The 16,159-nt window shown below is 42.7% G+C and carries 15 protein-coding genes; 2 read left to right on the forward strand and 13 right to left on the reverse strand.

The genetic code is table 11. The features are described 5' to 3' along the window. Positions 1 to 45 precede the first annotated feature (45 nt). The 8 genes from C0J08_RS13495 to C0J08_RS13530 are packed head-to-tail and all read right to left on the reverse strand — an operon-like array spanning position 46 to position 7,788. Positions 46 to 981 (reverse strand): septal ring lytic transglycosylase RlpA family protein, encoded by a 936-nt coding sequence (locus C0J08_RS13495; protein ID WP_212652460.1) that lies wholly within the window; start codon positions 979 to 981, stop codon positions 46 to 48. Further along, positions 968 to 2,026: a lytic murein transglycosylase B gene (mltB, locus tag C0J08_RS13500; protein ID WP_249344292.1), complete on the reverse strand. Its 1,059-nt coding sequence runs from the start codon at positions 2,024 to 2,026 to the stop codon at positions 968 to 970. Before mltB ends, C0J08_RS13495 begins: the two co-directional genes overlap by 14 nt. Next, positions 2,023 to 3,144 carry a rod shape-determining protein RodA gene (gene rodA / locus C0J08_RS13505; protein WP_212652461.1) on the reverse strand — a complete coding sequence of 374 codons (1,122 nt, stop codon included), beginning with the start codon at positions 3,142 to 3,144 and terminating at the stop codon, positions 2,023 to 2,025. Before rodA ends, mltB begins: the two co-directional genes overlap by 4 nt. Beyond that, complete coding sequence (gene mrdA / locus C0J08_RS13510; protein ID WP_212652462.1) at positions 3,137 to 5,017, reverse strand: penicillin-binding protein 2; 1,881 nt, start codon at positions 5,015 to 5,017, stop codon at positions 3,137 to 3,139. The genes rodA and mrdA overlap by 8 nt, the downstream gene beginning before the upstream one ends. Before the next feature lie 10 nt (positions 5,018 to 5,027). Beyond that, complete coding sequence (gene rlmH / locus C0J08_RS13515; RefSeq protein ID WP_212652463.1) at positions 5,028 to 5,495, reverse strand: 23S rRNA (pseudouridine(1915)-N(3))-methyltransferase RlmH; 468 nt, start codon at positions 5,493 to 5,495, stop codon at positions 5,028 to 5,030. Positions 5,496 to 5,506: 11 nt separating this feature from the next. Beyond that, positions 5,507 to 5,860, reverse strand: a complete 354-nt coding sequence (rsfS, locus tag C0J08_RS13520; RefSeq protein ID WP_212652464.1) for a ribosome silencing factor — start codon at positions 5,858 to 5,860, stop codon at positions 5,507 to 5,509. 13 nt (positions 5,861 to 5,873) lie between these two features. After that, complete coding sequence (gene nadD / locus C0J08_RS13525; protein WP_212652465.1) at positions 5,874 to 6,539, reverse strand: nicotinate-nucleotide adenylyltransferase; 666 nt, start codon at positions 6,537 to 6,539, stop codon at positions 5,874 to 5,876. Further along, positions 6,529 to 7,788, reverse strand: coding sequence for a glutamate-5-semialdehyde dehydrogenase (locus C0J08_RS13530; protein ID WP_212652466.1), 1,260 nt, complete (start codon positions 7,786 to 7,788; stop codon positions 6,529 to 6,531). Before C0J08_RS13530 ends, nadD begins: the two co-directional genes overlap by 11 nt. Positions 7,789 to 7,920: 132 nt before the next feature. On the opposite strand from C0J08_RS13530, the gene tsaA reads away from it, so the two are divergent. Continuing rightward, entirely contained in the window at positions 7,921 to 8,640 is a 720-nt protein-coding gene (tsaA, locus tag C0J08_RS13535) for a tRNA (N6-threonylcarbamoyladenosine(37)-N6)-methyltransferase TrmO (protein ID WP_212652467.1), read from the forward strand. An 11-nt stretch (positions 8,641 to 8,651) separates the two neighbouring features. Next, on the forward strand, positions 8,652 to 8,900 hold the full coding sequence (locus C0J08_RS13540; protein WP_212652468.1) for a hypothetical protein: 249 nt from the start codon (positions 8,652 to 8,654) through the stop codon (positions 8,898 to 8,900). Between the two features lie 136 nt (positions 8,901 to 9,036). Here C0J08_RS13540 and rpsA read toward each other — a convergent pair whose 3' ends face one another. The 5 genes from rpsA to serC all read right to left on the reverse strand — a co-directional run bounded on the left by rpsA (position 9,037) and on the right by serC (position 16,114). Next, the gene (gene rpsA, locus C0J08_RS13545) at positions 9,037 to 10,719 is read right to left on the reverse strand and encodes a 30S ribosomal protein S1 (protein ID WP_212652469.1); all 1,683 of its coding nucleotides are present in this window, start codon (positions 10,717 to 10,719) and stop codon (positions 9,037 to 9,039) included. Positions 10,720 to 10,899: 180 nt separating this feature from the next. Next, positions 10,900 to 11,583: a (d)CMP kinase gene (cmk, locus tag C0J08_RS13550; RefSeq protein ID WP_212652470.1), complete on the reverse strand. Its 684-nt coding sequence runs from the start codon at positions 11,581 to 11,583 to the stop codon at positions 10,900 to 10,902. A gap of 19 nt (positions 11,584 to 11,602) precedes the next feature. After that, positions 11,603 to 13,849, reverse strand: coding sequence for a bifunctional prephenate dehydrogenase/3-phosphoshikimate 1-carboxyvinyltransferase (locus tag C0J08_RS13555; RefSeq protein WP_249344294.1), 2,247 nt, complete (start codon positions 13,847 to 13,849; stop codon positions 11,603 to 11,605). 23 nt (positions 13,850 to 13,872) lie between these two features. Next, positions 13,873 to 14,994, reverse strand: a complete 1,122-nt coding sequence (gene pheA / locus C0J08_RS13560) for a prephenate dehydratase (protein WP_212652471.1) — start codon at positions 14,992 to 14,994, stop codon at positions 13,873 to 13,875. Positions 14,995 to 15,034: 40 nt separating this feature from the next. Then, the gene (serC, locus tag C0J08_RS13565; RefSeq protein ID WP_212652472.1) at positions 15,035 to 16,114 is read right to left on the reverse strand and encodes a 3-phosphoserine/phosphohydroxythreonine transaminase; all 1,080 of its coding nucleotides are present in this window, start codon (positions 16,112 to 16,114) and stop codon (positions 15,035 to 15,037) included. Positions 16,115 to 16,159 lie beyond the last annotated feature (45 nt).

Raw genomic sequence — 16,159 nt, forward strand, 5'->3', positions numbered from 1 at the left:
TGATACTAGAGCGATCTACGAATCTCTAGCCCAAAGAAAGTGCACTTAAGGCACCAAAGCAACCCTAACAGGATTACCAAACCCTTCCTGCTGTAATTTTCCTTGCCATTCTGTTAGCTCAGCCGGATCCTCAAAAGGACCAACAAGCACCTTATACAAGCCATCACCTTGTTTATTAATCACGACTTTAATACTGGTATCAAAGGCTTCAAAAAGCCGTTTTTTTAATTTATCTGCGGATTCTTCAGAACTAAATGCTCCCATCTGCAAATGGGAAAAAATAAGTTCAGGCGTATCATTTTTGGCGGTTATAGATGGGGCGATGGGAGCCTTAGCCGGAAGGGCTTCAGGAGTATTTATTGGTTCTTTTTCGATTGATTTTGTAGGGCTATAAAGCTCACCACGAGATGGTGTAATTGCCTCAATTCTAACTCTAGCTAAGCCTTTTTTATGGTAATCCAATCTAGCTGCCGCCGCATAAGAAAGATCGATCAAACGATCACCATGAAAAGGGCCTCGATCATTCACTCTAACAATAACAGAACGTTGATTATCAAGATTGGTTACCTTCAAATACGTAGGTAATGGCAAAGATTTATGTGCCGCCGAAAAGCTATACATATCATATGTTTCCCCATTTGAGGTTTTATGACCATGAAACTTTTTCCCATACCAAGAGGCAGTTCCCTCTGCTACATACCCTTTTGCTGAATCCATCACCCAATACTTTTTTCCCCATACTTCATAGGGACTTTTATTACCACCACGACTTTTAGGTTCCCACTTAGGAACTAAATCAGGTAAGTGGTCCACCTTAATATCACCAGTCGGTGCATGGTCTTGCAAAATAGAATAACGTCCACCACCTGATGCTTTATCATAATCCACATCATCTTTACCTAGTACATGACGCGTACTCATACACCCATTCAACGCTAGCAAACTAACACCAGCAATGAACAGCATATTAATTGCCTTCATAGTTTCCTATTCTCTCAGCAAGTTCCAATACCGACATGGCGTATCGTCTACTTGGGTTATAATCCATAATCGTAAAGAAATTATTATAAGCCAGCCAATAAGATGTCTCTTCTGCCCCTGTACGAAGGGCTATCAAACCCGTTTTATCTAGGCTAAAAGTCTGAGTAGGCAACACATTCAGCGATGACCATGTCGTCATATCCAACCTTGGCTCTCGCCCAAAATTAATTTCGTCGGCGACTTTATCTGGATCTGCCACATACGCCATAACAAACCATGGCTGACCTTCTTGCCAACCATGATATCTTAAATAATTAGCCACACTACCAATAGCATCGGCATCAGATTTCCACAAATCTATATGACCATTTTGATCATAATCTACAGCCAGTTTCTGATAGTTACTTGGCATAAACTGCACCATTCCCATGGCACCACTGTATGATCCCTTTGTTTCCCCAATATCCCATCCTTCTTTACGAGCTAATAGTAAATAAGCCTCCAATTCACTCTGAAAGAAGTCTTTCCGGCGAGGATAATCAAAAGCCAATGTAGTTAAAGAAGTAAAAACATCTTTTGAGCCGGTAATACGGCCATAATAAGTTTCAACGCCAATGACAGCCACGATAACATTCGGCTCAACACCAAACTCTTCTTTCGCCTTAAGCAACCAGTCAGCATTTTTCTTTGCGAACTGACGACCCAACCTGATCCTATCCTCAGTAACAAACCTAGTTTTATATTGATAATAAGGAGTAATCACTTCTGGCTGGTTATCCGATTTTTCAATCACTTTAGGTCGTACTTTAATGTGAGAAAAAGCCAATTCCAAACGTTGCTTGTTATAACCATGTTCTTTAACAAGTCGACGAATAAACGCCTGAACTTCAGGATTTCCGGCATAAGAGTCTTCCCACTCTTTAGGCATATTTTCCAAAAGAGACTCGCTAACACCTGAGTTTTCAGGCAATTTAGTATTTTCTATACCACTACACGCAGTTAGGCCAAGCGCTAAAAATAAAAATACAGCTTGCTTAATCATCATCTTGCTCTTTTATGAGTTTGAATTGACATTAAAATCCCAAATGTCGCCATAATGGTAATGATTGACGTACCACCATAACTGACGAGAGGTAAGGGTACCCCAACAACAGGCAGAATGCCTGATACCATTCCAATATTTACAAACATGTAGACAAAAAAAGTTAGAGTTAGACTACCTGCCAGCAACCGAGCGTAATTATCTTCAGCATGCGCAGCAATGTATAAACCACGAGAAATAACAAGCAAATACGCAAAAATCAATATGCCACAACCCAACATACCAAATTCTTCAGCAAGCACAGCAATGATAAAATCGGTATGACTCTCAGGTAAGAAATCCAACTGGGCTTGCGTCCCTTCTAGGAAGCCTTTTCCATAAACCCCTCCCGAACCAATGGCCGTTTTAGACTGAATGATATTCCAGCCAGAGCCTAAAGGATCACTTTCTGGATTTAAAAACGTAAGAACCCGTTGCCGTTGATAGTCATGCATAAATTGCCATAATGTATAACCAGCAATCGGCGCTAGAGCCGCAGCACTCAAAATGTAGCGCCAACCTAACCCAGCCAAAAACAGAACAAAAATACCAGATACTGCAACCAATAAAGAGGTACCCAAATCCGGTTGCTTAGCAATTAAAAGTACCGGTAATACAATCAAACTAAGCACAGCTAATATTTGCTTAAAATTGGGAGGTAACTGCCTATCTGAAAAATACCAAGCAATCATCATTGGCATAACAATTTTCATAATTTCAGAAGGCTGAAAACGTAACCCACCAGGTAAAGCCAACCAACGCTGAGCGCCCTTTGCTCCTACTCCAAATAACAAAACACCAATAAGTAACACGGTAATAAAAGCAAACAAAGCCGGAGAAGCTCGTCGCATATATTTCGGGGGAAGCTGAGCGAGTGTCAAACAAATTAATAGACCGATCACTAGCCGAAAGACTTGGCGCTCAACCATCGCCACATTTTGACCAGAAGCGGAGTACAAAATAAAAAGCCCCCCACAAATCAGTAACAATAAAGAACCAATCAACAAAACATCGATGTGAACTAACTGCCATAAACGAGCATTGGTAAAAGATACTACTCTACGATATAGACTATCAGTCATTCTTTTTACCCTTTAAATAATCGTAACGAGCTGGGTAGTTGTCATAAAGATATGCATCAAATAGTGCTTTAGTTAAATCTGCAGGCTTAGAACTACTACCACCGTTTTCAAAAATAGCAAAAACTGAAATCTTCGGATTTTTTGCTGGAGCAAAACCAATAAACAAGGCATGGTCATGAAGACGCTTCTCTAACTTATCAGAGTCATATTCTTCATCTTCTTGCAAACTAAACACCTGACCTGTTCCAGTTTTACCCGCGATATCATATTCAGTCCCTTGCAATCGCCTTGCAGTTCCATGAGAGTCAGTAACAACCTTGCGCATTGCATCTATCATGCGATCCCAGTTTCTCTGATCTTTTAAGATAATATCGTGCTCTCCACCCTGCCCATTTGGAAACTCTGCAGGCTTTTCTCCAATAGTTTTAGCCATACGGGGGTAATAATAATGACCTTTACTCGCTAATGCAGACGTAGCAGACGCGATTTGAACCGGCGTTGCTACCATAAACCCCTGCCCAATTCCGACATTGACTGAGTCACCGGGATACCATGGCTCTTTATATTTGGCTTTTTTCCATTCATTCGACGGCAGTAGACCGCTACTCTCACCGTCTAAATCCAGCAAATTACTTTGCCCAAAACCAAAGCGCGACAAAAAACTATGAATTGGGGTAATCCCCATTTTATTGGCTAATTGATAATAATAGGTATCTACCGATTCAATAATGGATCGCTCTAAATTAATCCAGCCATGCCCCGTTCTTTTCCAATCCCGATAACGACGGCCATCTGGGTTAATTTGATAGTAACCTTTCGCAAAATAACGTTCGGTCCAAGATGAAAAGCCATATTCAAGGCCAGCAAGCCCCATAAAAGGTTTAATGGTTGATGCTGGAGGGTAGCCCCCGCGAAGCGCGCGATTAAACAAAGGAAGTTTTTTAGACTTGCGTAGTGCGGCATAATCTTTGACAGAAATCCCCCTAACAAACAAATTAGGGTCAAACCCCGGTTTTGACACCAAAGCAAGTATTCCACCAGTGGTTGGGTCAATAGCGACAACAGAGCCAGTGTAATCACCCAATAAGTCATAAGCATACTGCTGAAGCCGCGCATCAAGATATAAATGAAGATCCTTACCTGGCGTAGGGTTCTGCCTTTCCAACTCAGACATTATCCGACCACGAGCATTAACCTCCACTTTACTGAGGCCTGCCTCGCCAAATAATGTTCTTTCATAATAACCTTCAAGGCCAGTTTTACCGATAAACAAAGCGCCCTGATAAGCCAACTTATCAACGCGCTCCAAATCTTTTGAGGTAATCCGGCCTACATAGCCAATTGCATGGGCGAACGCCTCACCGTAAGGGTAATAACGTGTTAACTGTGCCTCAACTTGAACCCCATCCAATTTATATAAATCGACAGAAATTTTAGCCCATTCTTCATCGGTCAGCTGCGATTTCAACGTAAGAGATTGATAGGGCCGACGATATTCTTTAAGCCTATCGTCAAAATCTTCCCATTCACTATCACTGATATCGATAATGCCAGATAGCATTTTCTTTAATTTGGGAAAGTTTTCCACGCGTTCTGGAATAACAGTCAAACTATGAATTGGACGATTGTCAGCTAATACCACCCCATTACGGTCGTAAATCAAACCTCTTGGCGGCGGCTCCGTCACCAACATGACGCGATTATCATTAGCCTTAGTTTGATACAACTCATGTTCTAAGACTTGAAGGTAAAAAAGACGGGCCATTAACACAATAACCAAGAGCAACACAAAAACAGCAGCTGCCATAATACGGCGCTGGGTCAATCGCTGCTCTTGGCGATAATTACGGAAGTTTTGATGTCGACGACTCACCAACCCCACCTTATCTATGGTATGGATGATTATTCATTAAAGTCCAAGCACGATAAATTTGCTCTGCCAAAATAATTCTCACCATTGGGTGTGGTAACGTTAAACGGGATAAAGACCAAACTTGGTCTGCACGAGCTGTACAGCGAGGATCTAGTCCATCAGGCCCTCCAACAAGCAAGCTCACATTATAACCATCCATGCGCCAAGACTCGGTTTGTTCAGCCAACTGCTCGGTAGACCATTCTTTTCCGAGTACTTCCATTGCAATTACTTTATCACCGGAGGGAATTGCTTCAAGCATCAAGTCCCCCTCTTTACGAATTGCTTTTGAAATATCAGTATTTTTTCCACGAGGTGACATAGATATTTCAACAAGTTCTAACGCAAAGTCTTTTGGCAAACGTTTAGAGTACTCATCATATCCTTCAGTCACCCACTTTGGCATTTTATTACCAACAGCAATCAAACGAATACGCATTTCAAAGAACCTTACAACTGTTCTGGTTTAATATCCCACAGCTTTTCGAGATCATAAAATGCTCGAGCTTCCTCAGTCATCACATGCACCACTACGTCATGTAAATCCACCAATACCCAGTCACTTCCCATACCGCGCCCTTCTGAGCCTAACGGCTGTAAGCCCTGCCCTTTTAAATGTTCAAAGACATTCTGACCCAAGGCATTAACATGGCGCTTTGAGGTACCAGTACAAATCACCATGTAATCCATCATATCTGTATGATCACTTACATTTAATACGGTGATCTTATCGCCTTTAACATCTTCCAATGCTTCAACAGCAAAAGCCAAAATTTGATCTGCTGTTAAGTTAAGTTGACTCATATAATTACGTTACCTATCGATATAATTGATGTTGTTCTATATATTTTTGGACTGGCTCTGGCAACAGATACGCTATTGACTCGTTTTTACGAGCCAGTGATCTAATCATGCTAGAGGAAATCCCCAAAGGGGTAAGAGTCTCGAACCAGACCCGCCCTGAGGGCGCGCATTGTAACTCATGCGACGAGGCGGCACGATAGTTTTCGCAAAAGCCACTCAATTCAGAGATTAAATCAGGCTCCCAGCCAGGCCGAGACACGACCAACAAATGAGCGTACTGGATTATCTGCTGCCAATTATGCCAAGTTGGAAGTGACAAAAAACTGTCCATACCCAACACCATAATAAGCGGTTCATCAGGTCCAATTTCCGAGCGAAGATTCCGTAATGTGTCAATGCTATAGCTTGGGCCTTTCCTATCAATCTCACGAGAATCGACACTTAATCGAGCGTCTCCTGATATCGCAAGTCTAACCATATCAAGACGTTGTTGAGGTAAAACGCTTGGTCTATTTTTATGTACAGGCTGAAAGCAAGGAATTAGTTTCAGCGTTGAATAATGATAACGGTCTAATATCTCAACAGCCGTTCTTAAATGGCCATTATGAACAGGGTCAAATGTTCCCCCCATAATGGCCAACCCAGAAGCTTTCACATCATTGTTAACTTTAGTTGTCACGAGTATGACCATCACCAAGCACAACGTATTTCTGACTTGTTAGCCCTAATAAACCAACAGGGCCTCTTGCATGAATTTTATCGGTAGAAATACCAATTTCAGCACCAAAACCATATTCAAAGCCATCGGCAAAAGACGTTGAAGCATTCACCATAACCGATGAGGAGTCCACCTCTGTCATAAAAGCACGCGTTTTCGAATAGTTCTGCGAAACAATAGCGTCAGTATGATGAGAACCATATTTATTGATGTGCACAATAGCCTCGTCCATATCGGCGACTATTTTAATGGACAACTTAGGTGCTAAATACTCAGTATACCAATCTTCTTCTGTAGCCGAATCAATCGTAGAAAGGATTGTACGAGTCTGATCACAACCCACTAAGACAACCCCTTTCGCCTGTAAGGCTGAGGCTAACTTAGGCAAAATGCTTTCAGCCGCGGCTTCATGCACTAACAATGACTCCATGGCATTACACACACCGTATCGACGCGTTTTGGCATTCATCGCAATGGCAAACGCTTTTTCTAAATCCGCTTCATCATCAATATAAACATGGCAGTTACCATCTAAGTGCTTAATCACCGGTACACGAGCATCTTTACTAATACGCTCGATCAACCCTTTACCACCTCGAGGAACAATAACATCCACAAATTCAGGCATTGAGATCAGCATCCCAACCGCCTCACGGTCTGTGGTATTCACTACTTGCACGGCATATTCAGGTAGCCCAGCAGCCACAAGGCCTTGTGTAACGGCTTCCGCAATAGCTTGGTTCGAATAAAAGGCTTCAGAACCACCACGTAAAATGGTTGCATTGCCCGACTTCAAACATAAGCTCGCGGCATCAATGGTCACATTAGGTCGAGACTCATAAATAATGCCAATCACACCTAAAGGAACACGCATCTGACCACGCTGAATCCCTGATGGCAAATACACCATATCTGATATTTCACCAATAGGATCCGGTAAAGAAGCAACTTGCTTGAGCCCCTCAATCATACCGTCAATCCGCTTATCATCCAGCAACAAACGATCTAACAAAGCCAAATCCAGCCCCTTATCGCGGCCGTTATCCATGTCTTTAGCATTCTCTGCTATCAATCGAGGTCGAGCACTCTCCAAAGCGTCTGCCATAGCAAACAGAGCCATATTTTTTTGCTTTGTGGATGCTTTAGCAAGAAGGCGAGAAGCCGCCCTAGCTTGCTGACCTATCTGATTCATATAAAATTCTAAAGACATTTTTAATCTCTAATAAAGGTAAAAATTACAAACAGCAGACCACTAAATAAATCGCGATCTAACCCATCTAGACAGTATACTATCACAATAGTTTTATTCATTTAGTGCAGAATTTTAAGAAAGGAACTTCCGTTGCCGCCTCTTCAATCTTTTACCCTATCCACTATTGGTATAGTGCATTCTTGTTACAAGGAAAAATTTGGCATACCAAGACAACCCGGCTTAGTGTCAGAAGCAACAGCACGTATAGAACTTGTTCCACCTTATAGTCGGTTAGATATATTAGACGGACTCGATGGCTTTTCTCACATTTGGATTCAATTTATTTTCCATGCCTGCATGACAGAGAATTGGAAAGCCAAAATTCGCCCTCCCCGCTTAGGCGGCAAGAAAAAACTTGGCGTATTCGCAACAAGAGCAACCCATAGACCCAACCCTATCGGCTTATCTGTTGTAAAAATTGGCAACATCTATCAGGAAGGAAAAAAAACCTTTATTGACCTACATGGTGCCGATTTACTGGATGGCACACCTGTTCTTGATATAAAGCCCTACCTCCCCTATGCAGACAATATTGAAGATGCAAAAGGAGGCTTTGCTCCTTCACAAGCAACCTCTCAAATAAAGCCAGTTATCTTTTCAGAACTAGCAAAAGCACAATGTGAAGACTATGAAAGTTTGCACAAAAGAAAAATAACCACTTTAATTAAACAAATCATAGAGCAAGATCCTAGACCATCCTACCTTTCAGAACAGACGGATAGAGAGCACGGAATAACGCTTTGGGACCTCAATATAAAGTGGTGCGCAAGAATTGATCACTTTGAAATACTTCGAATTGAAGTTGAATAAGAGAACAAGCAATGAACAAAAAACAGTTCCTTAATACTTATAAAAAGATCGACTCTCTCAACCAGAACAGAGAAGAAGCCACACCTAGCAGCAAAATTTACCGCTCAAAAAGCGACGAACGCCTAATTAAAGACTTTCATTACGCAAAATTCCAAAAAAATCTTCATAATGCTCAGAAAAGTGAAGCCCTAAAAGAGCTATTAGAAAAAGAAGATTGGAACGAAGAAGATACCGAGAAATTACTCAACTCACTACGCTAGAAAAAATACACTGAGTCTATACCCATGGTTATCCACATGTTCTGTGTATAGTTTTCCTGTCAATAAATTCCAGTAAATAAGATCAAAAAAAAGCGGGCTAAAGCCCGCTTTTTTATAACAACTAAAAATTAAAAACTTAGTTTTGGTTTTCTAGTTGCGCTTTGATCAAATCACCGATAGTGGTTGGACCATTAGCTTCAGCTTGTTGCTTCTCAGAATGAGATTTCAACGCTGCTTTTTCTTCAGTTGCATCTTTTTGCTTGATAGAAAGAGCAATAGTACGAGCTTTACGATCAACATTAATGATCGCTGCTTCTACTTTGTCGCCTTCTTTCAATGCAGTTGTTGCATCTTCAACACGCTCACGGCTGATTTCAGATACTTTCAAAGTAGCTTCAACGCCTTCAGCAAGTACAACTACTGCACCTTTCGCATCAACTTCAGAAACAGTACCGTTAACGATAGTGCCTTTGTCGTTTTCAGCAACGAAAGCTAGGAACGGATCTTCTTCTAGTTGTTTAACACCTAGAGAAATACGCTCACGCTCAGCATCGATAGACAATACAACAGTTTCTAACATATCGCCTTTCTTGTATTGACGAACGGCTTCTTCACCAGTTTCGTCCCAAGATAGGTCAGATAGGTGAACAAGACCATCGATACCACCGTCAAGACCAATGAACACACCAAAGTCAGTGATAGACTTGATTGCGCCAGAGATTTTGTCGCCTTTGTTGAAAGAAGAAGCGAATTCTTCCCATGGGTTCATTGTGCACTGCTTGATACCCAAAGAAATACGACGACGCTCTTCATCAATGTCAAGAACCATAACTTCAACTTCATCACCGATCTGAACAACTTTAGATGGGTGAATGTTTTTGTTAGTCCAATCCATTTCAGAAACGTGTACTAGACCTTCTACGCCTTCTTCAAGTTCTGCGAAGCAACCGTAATCAGTCAAGTTAGTAACTTTAGCAGTTACTTTCGTGTTTTCTGGGTAACGTGCTTTGATAGCAACCCATGGATCTTCACCCAACTGCTTAAGACCTAGAGACACACGGTTACGCTCGCGGTCAAACTTAAGTACTTTAACATCGATTTCATCGCCAACAGCAATGATTTCGCTTGGGTGTTTGATGCGTTTCCAAGCCATGTCAGTGATGTGTAGAAGACCATCAACACCACCAAGATCAACGAAAGCACCGTAGTCAGTAAGGTTCTTAACGATACCTTTAACTTCTTGACCTTCTTCAAGAGAAGCAAGCAATGTTTCGCGTTCAGCGCTGTTAGTCGCTTCCATAACGGCACGACGAGAAACAACAACGTTGTTACGTTTTTGATCAAGCTTAATAAGTTTGAACTCTAGATCCACACCTTCTAAATGAGATGTATCGCGGATTGGGCGAACATCTACCAAAGAGCCTGGCAAGAAAGCACGGATGTTAGCGATATCAACTGTGAAGCCACCTTTGACTTTACCATTGATAACACCGTGAACAATGGCGTTTTCTTCGTAAGCTTTTTCAAGCACAGACCAAGTCTCTGCACGTTTCGCTTTTTCACGAGACAATTTAGTCTCACCGAAGCCATCTTCAACAGCATCAAGAGCAACTTTAACTTCGTCACCGATGTTTAAGTTAAACTCACCATTATCCGTTAGGAACTGAGAACGAGGAATTACGCCTTCAGATTTAAGACCTGCATGAACAGTTACCCACTCGTTGTCAATATCAACAACAATACCAGTAACAATTGAGCCTGGCGCCATTTCGACGGTTAATAGGCTTTCTTCAAACAGTTCTGCGAAGCTTTGAGTCATTGTATTTCCTATATAGTCGACCTATATAAAGAACTAGGCCATATCCACACTGCCAGCAAATGTGGGTCAATTTTTTGAATGATGCGATAAAAGCATGCTGGCACTTTTATCGACTTGGATAACATTTAATCTATTTTAGCACACTCTAGACTAAAAACAGTAGACGCAAAAAAGAACAGATTATACGAGACCCGCTTTTGCTACTTCAGCAAAAATTTCCTCGACAACCTGCTCTATTGTCAAATCTGTACTATCTATCACTAAAGCGCCTGCTGCAGGCACAAGAGGAGCAACTGCCCTATTGGCATCTCTCTCATCTCGCTCCTTAATTGTTTCGACAAGTTCGTCTAGATTAACAGCTTCACCTTTTTGCTGCAATTGCTGCAAACGACGCTGGGCTCGCTCTTCCGCTGACGCCGTTAAAAACACTTTAATTTGTGCAGATGGAAAAACGACCGTCCCCATATCTCGACCATCCGCCACCAAACCAGGCGCTTGCGAAAAAGCACGCTGACGCAACAACAAACCCTCACGTACTTCAGGGATGGCAGCTAGCTTAGAGGCACAATTACCCACCTCTTCAGTGCGAATGGCCTGAGTAACAATTTCACCCTCAAGTATAATTTCAACTTTCCCTTCTTCTGACTGCTGAAATTGTATGTCCAGATGCTCAGCCAAAACCTTTAAGGTTTCAACATCATCTGAAGACATACCATGATGCGAGACAGCCAGCGCAAGCAATCGGTACAAGGCACCACTATCAAGTATGTGCCATCCCAGCTTTTCTGCGATTAATTGACTTACAGTGCCTTTACCTGCACCACTTGGACCATCAATCGTGATAACTGGGCTTTGGTTGATCATAACTATTCCTCTTAAAAAACTATTGCGTCACCGTGCAGTGAAAACCTAACTGCATAGTAACGCTCTCCAACTCATTAAATTCTTCTAATAATTTTTGGCAATCATTTACTTTTGTCATCGATTGACTGCGCGCTCCCAACGCCAACATAGCCAGCGCTAATTTATCATCGCCCGCACAATCGAGTTCCCCACCCAATGGCAAACCACCGCTGATAGTCAAATCACCATTTTCATAAGTAGAGGTAATATTCATTTGCCCAAGAGCATCTACTAAAGCCAACACCCTATCTTCGTGATAATAAGGCAAGGAGCCAATTCCCTTAATGACACTGCTACCCTTCGCATAAGCCGCCGCCACACACAACAAAGGCAACTCATCTCTAAATTGGTAACTCTGCTCCAGGGACAAAGTAAATGAATTTAATTCGGCAAAACCAGCCTGAACCCTGCCTTCATACAAACCAAGCTCGCCCTTCTCAGGAATCGACACATCTGCACCTATCGACTGTAAAAACGATAAAAATGCGGACGATACAAAATCTAAGCCTGCATTATCAATTTGCAATTCGGACCCTGGCAATAAGTTTGCCAACAATACTAACCAAGACAACTCATACTCATCGCCTGACAGCACAACATCTGCACTAACCAAAGGCGCAGCAGGAAGCTTAAAACCCTCAGGTTGATCCAATACACTGACACCAAAATAGCGCAGCAGAACCTCGCAGTGCGACAATTTTGTCCACTGTGTCATCACAGAGCCTTCAACCGGCGAATACAAAGCGGCCAAAAACGCCGACATACGTAAACGATCCGAACCAGATATTAACTCTACGGATACATTTTTTGGCTCACCCGGAACAAGACTAACAGGCAGACAATCCGCCATCTCAGAGATGACCTCTCCCCCCATCACTCGAACCAATGAAAACAGTTCTTTCATCGATTGATTGAGCAGGCCATCTTCAGCAACAACCGTCACGGGAAACGATTGGCCAGCCAATACAGGCAACAATAAGTACAAACTCTCCCGAGATTGATGCACATTAATTGGTGCAATTGGTGCCTTAAGTCCACGAAGACCAACACCATGGACTCGCAAATGATCAGCTGACGCCTCCTCAATCACAACCCCCATATCACGGAAAGCCTGCATAGTAATCCGCACATCACCTGTCAGATCGACATTCTTTATTTCACTTACACCTTCAGAAAGCGCCGCTATGGTAATCACTTTATGTGACAGAGATTTGTCACCCAACAAAGAAATATCACCATTAATGGAAGAGGCAGGCAAAACAGAAACAGAGACAGGCCTAACTTCTTTTACGGAGCCTATTGTACGCTGCTCCAACAACCGAAGAAAATGATCTCGCGCAGACTTAGCACGAGTAAAAACCCCAAACATACTGGCGCCATCACCCTGCTCTATTGCAGCGCGCATATCGGCAAGACGGTCAGTAAAATGATCCAGAGTCGAAAGTGTGGCCTCTTTATTGGCCATAAAGACATCACGCCACATAACAGGGTCACTTGATGCAATTCGAGTAAAGTCACGAAAACCACCCGCCGCAAACTTAAAGATATCCTGACTTCGATCCCCATTTGCCAATGCATCTACTAGGGTATAGGCAAGCAAATGTGGAAGATGACTTGATGAAGCTAAAACGTGGTCATGATGCTCAACATCCATACTCACAACATCGGCACCAACCGCTCGCCAAATACGATGAAGTCGGTCTAAAAGAGTAGGGTTACTATCAGGCAAGGGCGTCACTATTGCCATATGCTTTTCAAAAAGCAATGAGTTAGATGCCAGAACTCCACTTTTCTCAGCCCCCGCAATAGGATGGCCTGGGATAAAGTTTGTTGGCACATAACCAAACACGCGACGAACCGCTTCGACCACACTTCCTTTTGTCGAGCCCACATCGGTAACAAGCGTATGCTCAGACAAGAAAGGCTTTATATCCGTTAAAACAGACTCCATCGCCCTGACCGGAGTAGCCAGCACAATCACATCCATTTTAGATATAAACTCAGCAGATATCTCAGCAGGATAATCTATCACACCGGTAGAAACACCTAGCGACAATTCCCCCTCACGGCGGTCAGCACCAAACAGTGTTGCCAAGCCACGCTCTTTCAATGCTTTAGCAAATGAGCCGCCAATCATGCCAAGACCAATAATCATGACATTGCCAAACTTCTTTTTTTCTCGAGACGCCATATCAACAGACGACTGCAAATCACTTCCACCAGTCAAAGTACAACACTCTTATATAATTGCTATAGTACGGCGACAGGATACGAACCCAGCACCTTCACTTCCGACGCTCGCTCACGCAACTCATCTATTACGGCGAGACAATCTTCATCCAAATGATGTCCAATGAAGTCAATATAAAATATATAACCCCAACGACTCATTAATGAAGGGCGCGTTTCCAAGCGCGTCATATCAACACCATGACGCTCAAAAGCCTCTAGCAAATGATACAAAGCACCGGGCTCATTTTTCGCACTAATAAGCAGTGACGTTTTATCCTTACCACTTGGCGGAACATCCTGATTACCCACTATCAAAAATCGAGTTGTATTATCAGGCCTATCTTCAATATTTGCAGACACCTTTAGCAAACCATACAGTTCACAAGCCACTTCCCCTGCAATCGCCGCAATAGCACGACCACTTCGACCTGCTTCCGCTACCAGACGAGCCGCCTCAGCATTTGAACTAACAGCAATGCGTTCAGCATGCGGCCAGTAACGATCCAACCAAGCTCGACATTGCGCTAAAGACTGCTGGTGAGAATAAATATGAGTAACATCTTCAGCGTTAATATTTGGGCTGACCAACAAGTGATGATGAATTCGCTCTTCCACTTCACCACATATTTTTAGACGTGAATCACGAAAGCTATCAAGGGTATGATTAACCACGCCCTCTGTTGAGTTCTCAACAGGGACGACGCCATAATTTGCCGCACCAGACTCCACTTCACGAAAGACTTCATCAATTGCCGCCATAGGGGCACTCAAAATAGACTTGCCAAAATGTTTCAACGCGGCTTGCTGAGTAAATGTACCTTCAGGTCCAAGGAATGCGATACGCATTGGTTTTTCAAGCGCTAAACATGAAGACATAACCTGACGAAAAATCTTCGCCATTTCCTCGTTACCCAAAGGCCCTTCATTACGCTCCATGACTCTGCGCAAAACCTGAGCTTCACGTTCAGGTCGATAAAAGACAACATCTTCGTCGCCCAGCTCAGCCAATTTCACTTCAGCGACTTTCTGAGCACATGCCGCTCGCTCATTAATCAACAATTGTATTTGTGAATCTATCGCGTCTATACGGTCACGCAATAAAGGCAGTGTATCTGGCACTGCTTGTTTTGAATTTGACATGTTAATAAATATCCGTAGAGGTTACTGACTCTAAAATGTATTATCCGTGACGCTGCTCAAAACCGCGCATAAACTCAATTAAAGCCTCAACCCCTTCCATTGGCATTGCGTTGTAAATACTGGCACGCATACCACCAACAGAACGATGTCCAGCCAAGGTACGCAGACCAGCCGCCTCAGATTCTTTTAGGAAGAGAGATTCAAGAGATTGATCAGCCAAAATGAATGGCACATTCATGCGAGATCGGTATGCAGGATCTACCGGGTTTGAATAAAAATCACTAGAGTCAATGTAGTCATACAAGGCTTGCGCTTTACGAATGTTAACCGCTTCAATCGCTTCAACACCACCCTGCTCTTCCAACCACTCAAAAACCAAGTCAGCTAGGTAGATGGCAAAAGTTGGCGGTGTATTAATCATTGAATCATTTGCTGCTAAGTTGTCAAAGTTCCAAATAGCAGGCACGGAATCATCACTACGCACCAACAAATCCTTGCGAACAATACAGATAACCACACCGGCAGGCCCAACGTTCTTTTGGGCACCCGCGTAAATAACGCCATATTTACTCACATCAATTTTACGAGATAAAATAGTTGACGATAAATCAGCAATAATAGGCAACTTCGTTTCTGGCAAATCAGCAAACTCAAGACCACCAATAGTCTCATTTGGACAAAGATGTAAATAAGCCGCACTTTCATCCAACTCTAGGGATGAAAAATCAGGAACCGTTGTGTAATTCTGTTCTTTTGAAGAGCCCACCACTTTAACATTAGTGTATCGCTTAGCCTCTTTAATGGCCTTTGAAGACCATGCCCCTGTATCCAAATAACAAGCCGAATCAAAACCATTCACCAAGTTTGCTGGAATTTGAGAGAAAAGAGTCGATGCGCCGCCCTGTACAAACAGGATTTCATAGTCATCATTAATATCCAACAAACGCGCCAAACGGGCTTTAGCGGATGCCAAAATAGACATAAACTCAGAACTACGGTGACTCATTTCCATAACAGAAACACCTGCACCATGCCAATCAAGCATTTCGGCCTGTGCTTTTTTTAGAACCGCTTCAGGAAGCGCTGCTGGACCAGAACAAAAATTATATACTCGGCTCATCCTGCCTATTACCTCTAGTATTTTCAGGATCTATCTACAACAAAA

It is taken from the genome of Marinomonas sp. CT5 (assembly GCF_018336975.1).
Classification (GTDB): Bacteria; Pseudomonadota; Gammaproteobacteria; order Pseudomonadales; family Marinomonadaceae; genus Marinomonas.